The organism is Saccharopolyspora tripterygii, from assembly GCF_054778355.1.
The window spans coordinates 424,559-432,952 of the sequence record NZ_BAAGZP010000018.1 but is presented as its reverse complement, the minus strand read 5'-3'; the positions used below and the strand labels follow the sequence as shown (position 1 = coordinate 432,952).

Below are 8,394 nucleotides of genomic sequence, written 5' to 3'. Positions count from 1 at the left end.
CCTTCACCTGTCTACGGACAACCCACCGGGACAACCTCCCCGGACATCACAACTAAAACTGGGACTTGGTGAGGCGGTGTCCAACTCGTGCCCGGGTCTCAGAGCGCGTGGAACTAGGGTGGGGTCGTGTACTCGGAGTTGATCTCGCGGGCGAAGGTGCTGGCGGAAAGCGGTGAGCGGCGGGTTCTCGGGATCGCCGGGGCGCCCGGGGCCGGCAAGGGGACCGTCGCCGAGCGCGTGCTGAGCGAGGTCGCGGGCTCCGCCGTGCTGGTGCCGATGGACGGGTTCCACCTGGCCAACGCCCAGCTGAGCAGGTTGGGCCGGGCCGACCGCAAGGGCGCGCCGGACACCTTCGACGCCGCCGGGTACGTCGCGCTGCTGCGGCGGATCCGCGAAGGCTCGGAGACCGTGTTCGCCCCGCAGTTCCACCGCGACGTCGAGGAGTCCTACGCGGCCGAGATCGCCGTGGAACCCGACGTCCCGCTGGTGATCACCGAGGGCAACTACCTGCTGCTGGACACCCCGCCCTGGTCCCCGGTGCGCGGGCTGCTCGACGAGTGCTGGTTCCTCGCGCCCGACGACGAGATCCGGGTGCAGCGGCTGATCGACCGGCACGTCCGCTACGGCCGAACCCCCGAAGCCGCAGCCGAGTGGGTCCACCGGAGCGACGAGCGCAACGCCGGAATCGTCGCCCCCACCCGGGAACGCGCGGACCTCGTGGTCCGCGGCGACCCGAGCTGATTCAGCGCTCGCGGAGTTCCGCGCGGACGTCGTCGGGGATGCGGCCGGTGTGGTCGATCGGCGTCCACGCCTCGCTGCGGACCCACTGCGAACCGCACCCTCGGCAGGCCAGCAGTGGAAGTCCGTCGAGCTCCTTGGGCGTCCGGTGCCACGAGCACAGCGACCGGCACGCGTGCACTTCCAGCGACATCAGCTGCTGGTCGAGCTGGGTGCGTGGGGCGGCGGATTCGTGGTGGACGGCGTTGTGGTGGTCGGCGGGTTGGTCGTCGTCGGCGGGCTCGTCGGAGGGCGGGTCGGCGACGGCCGGGTCGGAGTCGGACGCGGCGTCGTGGTGGTCGGCGGCGCAGGTGGCGGCGTGGCCGACGGCGTCGTCGACGACGACGTGCTGCTCTCCGTCGACGTCTCCATGCTGCTGGAGGTCTCCGAGCTGGTGGTGCCGGTGATCGGCGGTCCCGGCGGCATCGGCGGCGGCGTCGTGTACGACGTGGCGCTGCTGCGGGTGGTGGTGGGGTGCAGCGTGATGTCCGGTCCGGCGGACTCCTGCTGCTGGGATCCGGCCACGACCGCGGCGGTCGTGGCGAAGATGGTGGCCGCGGCGATGCCGGACGCGGCGAGCATCACCAGGCGCTTCGGCCGGGCGTCCGGGTCTTCCACGTCTAACGGGTCCATCGGTGCCCCAACTCGTGTCGGTTGTCCTCGTCCCCCGCCGTCTCCGGCGCGCGCCGGGATCTGGCGGATCATACCGGGGGTCGGATTCGTCTCGATCGGCCGCCGGTGATGTGAGCCGGGGCGGGGAGCGGCATCATCGGTGACCGTGACGGAATCGGAGCGGGCACGACTGATCGCGCGCGTGCACGGACATGTGCAGGGCGTGGGTTTTCGCTGGTGGACGCGGTCCAGGGCGCTGGAACTGGGTTTGGTCGGCAGTGCGTCCAACCTTCCCGCCAACCGCGTCGAGGTCGTCGCCGAGGGAACGCGGGAGAACTGCGAAAAGCTCCTGGAAGCACTGCGTTCCGGCGACACGCCCGGCCGGGTGGATCACGTCGCCGAGCTGTGGATGGAACCCAAGGGCGGCCTGACCGGCTTCGTCGAGCGCTGAACCAGCGGTTCTGCGTCGAGGCCGACGAGATCGACGGTAGAGTCTCGCGGACGTGGTCGCGTAACCGACGGGAAGGTCGACGGCAGCCGTGTATCTCAAGAGCCTGACGCTGAAGGGGTTCAAGTCCTTCGCCTCGGCCACCACGCTGCGCTTCGAACCCGGCATCACCTGCGTCGTCGGACCCAACGGCTCCGGCAAGTCCAACGTCCTCGACGCGCTGCGCTGGGTGATGGGTGAGCAGGGCGCCAAGGACCTGCGCGGCGGCAAGATGGAGGACGTGATCTTCGCGGGGACCGCGGGTCGCGCTCCGCTGGGCCGCGCCGAGGTCACGCTCACCATCGACAACTCCGACGGCGCGCTGCCCATCGAGTACACCGAGGTCTCGATCACCCGCCGGATGTTCCGCGACGGCGCCAGCGAGTACGAGATCAACGGCAACACCTGCCGGCTCATGGACGTGCAGGAACTCCTCTCCGACTCCGGTATCGGCCGCGAGATGCACGTCATCGTCGGTCAGGGGCAGCTGGCGTCGATCCTGCAGGCCAAGCCGGACGAGAACCGCAGGCTCATCGAAGAGGCCGCCGGCGTGCTCAAGCACCGCAAGCGCAAGGAAAAGGCGCTGCGCAAGCTCGACGCGATGCAGGCCAACCTGACTCGTCTGACCGACCTCACCAGCGAGCTGCGGCGGCAGCTCAAACCGCTGGGCAAGCAGGCCGAGATCGCGCGCAAGGCGCAGACCGTGCAGGCCGACCTGCGCGACGCCCGGCTGCGGCTGATCGCCGACGACCTGGTCACCGCACGCGCCGATCTGGCCCGCGACGAGGCCGACCAGGAGACCGCGCGCGCCAAGCGCACCGAGGTCGAGCGGGCGCTGCAGTTCTCCCAGTCCGAGGAGAAGACCCTCGAGGAATCGGTGGCGGCCGACGCGCCGCGGCTGAACAAGGCGCAGGAGACGTGGTACCGGCTGTCGGCGCTGGAAGAGCGCCTGCGCGGCACGCTTCGGCTGGCCGAGGAACGGCTCCGGCACCTCACCGAGCAGCCCGAGGAGCACCGGCCCGGCCGCGATCCCGACCAGCTCGACGCCGAGGCCGAGGAAGCCGCCGAGCACGAGATCGAGCTGCGCGAGCAGGTCGAGGAGGCCCGGGAAGCGCTGCAGGACGTCGTGCAGCGCCGCTCCGAGCTGGAATCGCAGCTCAAGCAGGCAGAACAGGCGCACATGGCGGCGGTCCGCGCCATCGCCGACCGGCGCGAGGGAGCGGCCCGGCTGTCCGGTCAGGTCGAGTCGCTGCGCGGCAAGGTCAGCGACAGCGCCGATGAGATCGAGCGGCTGGGCGAATCCCTGGAGGAGGCCACCGCGCGCGCCGAGGAGGCCAACAGCGCGCTGGCCGACGCCGAGGAGGAGAGCGGCGGCTACGACTCCGACGACGCCGGTCTGCAGGAGCGCCGCGAGAACGCCGCGCAGGCCCGCGACGCCGCCCGCGCGCGGGTGGAGGAGCTGGTCAAGCAGGAGCGCGCCGCCGAGCGCGAGATCGCGTCCTGGAAGGCCCGGGTCGAGGCTCTGTCGATGGGCCTGCAGCGCAAGGACGGCGCAGGCGCGCTGCTCGCTGCGGGCGACCGCGTGCCCGGCCTGCTGGGTTCGGTCGCTGCGCTGCTCACCGTCGAAACCGGTGCCGAGGCGGCGCTCGCCGCCGCTCTGGGCGCGGTGGCCGACGCGGTCGTGGTGCGCGGCGTCACCGACGCGGTGACCGCGCTGGACCTGCTCAAGTCCGACGACGCGGGCCGTTCCGGCGTGGTGATCGGTTCGGACGCCGACGTCGACCGCTCGAACTGGCCGCAGCTACCCGGGTCAGCCCGCTGGGCCGTCGACCTGGTCAGCGCTCCGGACGAGCTGCGGGGAGCGGTGCTCAGCGCCCTGGATCAGGTCGTGGTGGTCGACACGCTGGACGCCGCGCGGGAGGTCGTGCAGTCGCACCCGAGCGTGCGGGCGGTGACCTCGACCGGTGACGTGCTCGGCGCGCACTGGGCCACCGGCGGTTCCGATGACGAGCAGAGCGTCATCGAGGTCCGCGCGGCGGTCGACGAAGCCGAGAGCGAGCTCGCCGCCGCCGAGCGCAGGCTGGAGCAGCACTCGGCGGCGCTGGAAGGCGCACGGGCCGAGGAGGAATCGCGGCGCGCGGAGGCGCGTGCCGCCGAGGAGCAGATCAACGAGGCCAAGGTCGCTCGCGCCCGCAGCACCGAGCGGCTCTCGAGCCTGCAGCGCGCGGCCCGCAACGCCACCTCCGAGGTCGAGCGGATCTCGGAGCAGCGCGTCAAGGTCGAGCAGACCCGCGACCACTCGCTGACGAAGCTCGCGGAGCTCGAAGAGCGCCTGGACGCGGTGAACAACGAGCAAGAAGAGGCCGCCGAGCCCGACACCGACGAGCGCGATCGCCTCTCCACCGAGCTCACGACGGTGCGCCAGCAGGAGATGGACGCCCGGCTGACCCAGCGCACGGCCGAGGAGCGCGCCCGAGCCGTGCAGGGCAAGGCGGACCAGCTGCGCCGCGCCGCCCGCCACGAGCGCGAGGCCCGCGCCCGCGCCGAGCACGCCCGCGAAGCCAGGGAACGCGCCGCTCGCGTCACCCGCGCCGTGGTCAGCGGCGCGGGGACCGCGCTGGAGCGGATCACCGTGTCCCTGCAGGCCGCGACCGAAGAGCGAGATGTCGCGCAGGCCAAGCAGAGCGAGCACGAGCAGGCGCTCGGCGTCGTCCGCGCCCGGGTCCGCGAGCTCTCCGGTGAGCTGGAGAAGCTCACCGACGCGGTGCACCGCGACGAGGTGGTGCGCGCCGAGCAGCGGCTGCGCATCGAGCAGCTCGAAACCAAGATCATCGAGGACTTCGGGATCGGGCTGGACGACCTCACCGACGAGTACGGCCCGACCGTCGCCGTGCCGCCGAGCCCCGCCGAGCTCGCCGAGTACGAGGCGGCCAAGGAGCGCGGCGACGAGGTCAGCGCCCCGCCACCGGTGCCCTACGACCGCGCCACCCAGGAACGACGCGCCAAGCGCGCGGAGAAGGACCTGTCGCTGCTGGGCAAGGTCAACCCGCTGGCGCTGGAGGAGTTCGCGGCGCTTGAGGAGCGCTACAAGTTCCTGTCCACGCAGCTGGAAGACCTCAAGGACAGCCGCCGCGACCTGCTCAGCGTGGTCAAGGAGGTCGACGAGAAGATCCTGGAGGTCTTCAGCTCGGCGTTCGAGGACGTGGCCAAGGAGTTCGAGGTCGTCTTCAAGGTCCTGTTCCCCGGCGGTGAGGGACGCCTGACGCTGACCGACCCGAGCGACATGCTGACCACCGGTGTCGAGGTCGAGGCGCGGCCGCCGGGCAAGAAGGTCAAGCGCCTGTCGCTGCTGTCCGGTGGCGAGAAGTCGCTGACCGCGGTCGCGATGCTGGTGGCGATCTTCCGCGCCCGCCCCTCGCCGTTCTACGTGATGGACGAGGTCGAGGCGGCGCTGGACGACACCAACCTGCGGCGCCTGATCACGCTGCTCGATCAGCTGCGCGCCGCCTCGCAGCTGATCATCATCACCCACCAGAAGCCGACGATGGAGATCGCCGACGCGCTCTACGGCGTGACCATGCGCGGCGACGGCATCACCCAGGTCATCTCGCAGCGCTTGAAGGGCAAGCAGGAGGTGTCCTCCGGCGAGCCCGAACCCGAAGGCGCGCCGGAGGAAGGCGACGTCGCCTCGGTCTTGGACTGAGGGGTCACCTCACAGCGGGTTCGCGGATTCTAAAGGCCACCGAGGGCGTAGCCGATGCCGAAGGTGACCAGCACCGCGACCAGGACGATGCCCAGCGCCACGGTCCAGCCGGGTGCGGTCTCGCGCGGCTGGTGACGCGGCACCTCGTGCCCGGCGATGACGCGTTGCGGCGCGGCGCGGTTCCACAGCTTCGGCCGGCGCAGGTCGGCCTGGCAGTCGGCGCACTCGGCCAGGTGCGTGCGCATCATCAGCCAGCCGACGTCGTCGAGTTCCCCGGCCGCGTACGCGTCGAGCCGGTTCTGGAAGTCCCCGTGATCCGTCGCCGTCCCTGACCTGTCGTTGCTGGCGAACATCCCCATTGCTCCATGATCGGCTCATCGCGGGCAGTGCTGAAGAGGCGGTGCGCAGGGATTGCGGACGGGGGGTTGGGGCCAGGCGAACGCATGCGCGAAGATGTGCGTGATCCGGCAGCTCACCGGGCGAGGAGTCGGCGTCGTGCTCCCGCGAGCACCACCCCGAGCGCGGGGACCGAGGCAGGCACTAGGAGATCTTGATGACCAACCCGTACGGCCCGCCGCCAGGGCAGTCGCCGTATCCGCAGCAGGGCGGGCAGGTTCCGCCCGGGTACGGCCCGCCTTCCGGCCCGATGCCGCAGCAGCCGATGCCCCAGGGCTATCCGCAGCAGGGGTACCCGCAGTCGGCGCCGCAGGGCTATCCCCAGCAGGGACCACCGCCCGGCTACCCGCAGTCCGGCTACCCGCAGTCCGGTCCGATGCCGCAGATGTCCCCGCAGGGGCAGATGCCGCCCCAGCAGCAGATGCCCCAGCAGCAGATGCCGCCGCAGTTCCCGCCGCCGGCCCCCGGGATGGGGCGGCTGCTCATCGACTGCTCCTACCACTGGCTGACCTGGCTGTTCCTGCTGTTCAAGCCGCAGGTGACGATCAACGGTCAGCCGGGTCCGGTGCTGACCTGGGGCAAGAACCCGATCGACCTGCCGCCCGGCCAGTACCAGATCGTGGTCCACGTGAACTACCTGTGGAAGATCGGCCACGCGACCGCGGTGATCCCGGTCGGTGCCGGTCAGCAGCTCGACGTCTTCTACCGGGCACCGGCGATCGTGTTCGTCGACGGCAACATCGGCCCGGGACCGCAGGAGACGCCGGGACTGGGCCTGACCATCGGCGTCAGCATCGGCATCTTCGTGCTGGTGCTGCTGCTCGGCCTGCTGCCGCTGGCCTTCGCCTGACGAACGAGAATCGCCCCTGATCACCACCGCTGAAGCGGCAGTGATCAGGGGCGATTTCCTTTGTGCTCAGACGGATTCGGGCGTGCGCTGCACCTCGTCGCTGCGGTGCCGCAACGACAGCAGGCCGCCCACGACCAGAGTCACGATCACGCCCAGCGGCGTGTACCAGGGGAAGGCCAGCGACGTCTCGCCGCCTTCACCGTCGGGGAAGCTGACCCCGATGGCGAAGAACAGCACCACGGCGATGGTCGCGACGAAGGCGATGATCGCGTCCGCCTGCTTGGCCCGCTTGACCAGAAGACCCAGCAGGAACGCTCCCAGCAGCGCGCCGTAGGTGTAGCTGGCGATGCTCAGGCCGACCTCGACGACCGGGTCCTCGGTGCTGGTGAACATCGACGCGAACGCCACGAACACCACTGCCCACACCAGCGTCCACAGCTTGCCCATCTTCAGGATCGCGGTGTCGTCGAGCGGCTTCTTCGCCAAGCGCTGGTAGAGGTCGCTGACCGTCGAGGTCGACAGCGAGTTCAGCGAGGACGCCAGCGTGCTCATCGCGGCGGCGAGGATGCCGGCGATGAACAGTCCGGAGACGCCCGGCGGCAGGTCGTTGACGATGAACTGCGGGAACAGCTCGTCAGAGCTGGCCAGACCCATCGAGTCCGGGGTGGCTCCCTTGTAGAACGACCACAGCATGGTGCCGATGAACAGGAACAGCCCGAACTGCAGGGCCACGACGAAGCCGCTGGCGATCAGCGCCCGCCGCCCGTCCTTGAGGTCCTTGCACGCCAGGAGGCGCTGCACCATCAGCTGGTCGGCGCCGTGCGAGGCCATCGCGAACACCGCACCACCGATCACCGCGGTGAAGAACGCGTACTGGTCGGTGATGATCGAGGAGGAGAAGTCCAGCAGCTGGAACTTGCCCTCGGCCATCGCGCTGGAGAACCAGTCGGCGGGCAGCTTGCCGAACAGGATGATCCCGGCCAGGATCGCGCCGCCGACGTAGACCAGCATCTGGATCGCGTCGACCCACACCACGGCCTTGATCCCGCCGAAGTAGGTGTAGATCACGGTCAGCACCGCCAGCAGGGCGATGATCTGCCAGTACGACAGGTGCACGTCGAACGCCGCGAGCATCACCTTCACCGGGATCGCCGTGGCGAACAACCGCAGGCCGTCGGCGAGCAACCGGGTGATCAGGAAGGTCACCGACGCGGTGCCCTGAAGGCCGGTCCCGAATCGCTGGCCGAGGAAGGCGTAGGCGCTGACCAGGTTCCCGGCGAAGTAGCGGGGCAGCAGCACGAACGAGACCACGATCCGGCCGATCAGGTAGCCGATTGCCAGCTGCAGGTAGGTGAAGCTGCCGAGGTAGGCGACCGTCGGCACGCTGATCACGGTCAGCGTCGAGGTCTCGGTGGCCACGACCGAGAAGCACACGGCCCACCACGGGAGCTGCCTGCCGCCGACGAAGTAGTCCTGCGAACTCTTCTGCTTGCCGCTGAGCAGCAATCCCAGGGCCGGCATCGCGATCAGGTACAACCCGATCACGACGAGGTCGAGCGATCGCATCTG

General features: G+C 70.2%; 8 protein-coding genes. 5 read left to right on the top strand and 3 right to left on the bottom strand.

Features of this window, described 5'->3' with window-relative positions; translation table 11 throughout:
• The first annotated feature begins 126 nt into the window (after nucleotides 1-126).
• On the top strand, nucleotides 127-741 hold the full coding sequence (locus tag ACYVF3_RS15890) for a nucleoside/nucleotide kinase family protein (protein WP_461154993.1): 615 nt from the start codon (nucleotides 127-129) through the stop codon (nucleotides 739-741).
• Between the two features lies 1 nt (nucleotide 742).
• On the opposite strand, the gene ACYVF3_RS15885 is transcribed toward ACYVF3_RS15890, so the two are convergent.
• On the bottom strand, nucleotides 743-931 hold the full coding sequence (locus tag ACYVF3_RS15885) for a hypothetical protein (RefSeq protein ID WP_461154992.1): 189 nt from the start codon (nucleotides 929-931) through the stop codon (nucleotides 743-745).
• Between ACYVF3_RS15885 and ACYVF3_RS15880 the strand changes: the two genes are divergently transcribed.
• The 3 genes from ACYVF3_RS15880 to smc all read left to right on the top strand — a co-directional run bounded on the left by ACYVF3_RS15880 (nucleotide 914) and on the right by smc (nucleotide 5,579).
• Complete coding sequence (locus ACYVF3_RS15880) at nucleotides 914-1,519, top strand: hypothetical protein (RefSeq protein WP_461154991.1); 606 nt, start codon at nucleotides 914-916, stop codon at nucleotides 1,517-1,519. The two genes, ACYVF3_RS15885 and ACYVF3_RS15880, sit on opposite strands and share 18 nt — an antisense overlap.
• Nucleotides 1,520-1,549: 30 nt before the next feature.
• On the top strand, nucleotides 1,550-1,840 hold the full coding sequence (locus tag ACYVF3_RS15875) for an acylphosphatase (RefSeq protein ID WP_461154990.1): 291 nt from the start codon (nucleotides 1,550-1,552) through the stop codon (nucleotides 1,838-1,840).
• Nucleotides 1,841-1,928: 88 nt separating this feature from the next.
• On the top strand, nucleotides 1,929-5,579 hold the full coding sequence (gene smc, locus ACYVF3_RS15870; RefSeq protein WP_461154989.1) for a chromosome segregation protein SMC: 3,651 nt from the start codon (nucleotides 1,929-1,931) through the stop codon (nucleotides 5,577-5,579).
• A 29-nt stretch (nucleotides 5,580-5,608) separates the two neighbouring features.
• Here the strand turns inward: smc and ACYVF3_RS15865 are convergent, their stop codons facing one another.
• Nucleotides 5,609-5,932, bottom strand: a complete 324-nt coding sequence (locus ACYVF3_RS15865) for a zf-HC2 domain-containing protein (protein ID WP_461154988.1) — start codon at nucleotides 5,930-5,932, stop codon at nucleotides 5,609-5,611.
• 200 nt (nucleotides 5,933-6,132) lie between these two features.
• Here ACYVF3_RS15865 and ACYVF3_RS15860 point away from each other — a divergent pair, with 200 nt between their 5' ends.
• Nucleotides 6,133-6,825: a hypothetical protein gene (locus ACYVF3_RS15860; RefSeq protein ID WP_461154987.1), complete on the top strand. Its 693-nt coding sequence runs from the start codon at nucleotides 6,133-6,135 to the stop codon at nucleotides 6,823-6,825.
• A 66-nt stretch (nucleotides 6,826-6,891) separates the two neighbouring features.
• Here ACYVF3_RS15860 and ACYVF3_RS15855 read toward each other — a convergent pair whose 3' ends face one another.
• Complete coding sequence (locus ACYVF3_RS15855) at nucleotides 6,892-8,391, bottom strand: sodium:solute symporter (protein WP_461154986.1); 1,500 nt, start codon at nucleotides 8,389-8,391, stop codon at nucleotides 6,892-6,894.
• Nucleotides 8,392-8,394: the final 3 nt, after the last annotated feature.

Excerpts from the sequence above, each read along its gene's own strand:
- ACYVF3_RS15885 (WP_461154992.1), bottom strand. The coding sequence starts at position 931 with ATGTCGCTGGAAGTGCACGCGTGCCGGTCGCTGTGCTCGTGGCACCGG.
- ACYVF3_RS15865 (WP_461154988.1), bottom strand. The coding sequence starts at position 5,932 with ATGTTCGCCAGCAACGACAGGTCAGGGACGGCGACGGATCACGGGGAC.
- ACYVF3_RS15860 (WP_461154987.1), top strand. The coding sequence starts at position 6,133 with ATGACCAACCCGTACGGCCCGCCGCCAGGGCAGTCGCCGTATCCGCAG.
- ACYVF3_RS15855 (WP_461154986.1), bottom strand. The coding sequence starts at position 8,391 with ATGCGATCGCTCGACCTCGTCGTGATCGGGTTGTACCTGATCGCGATG.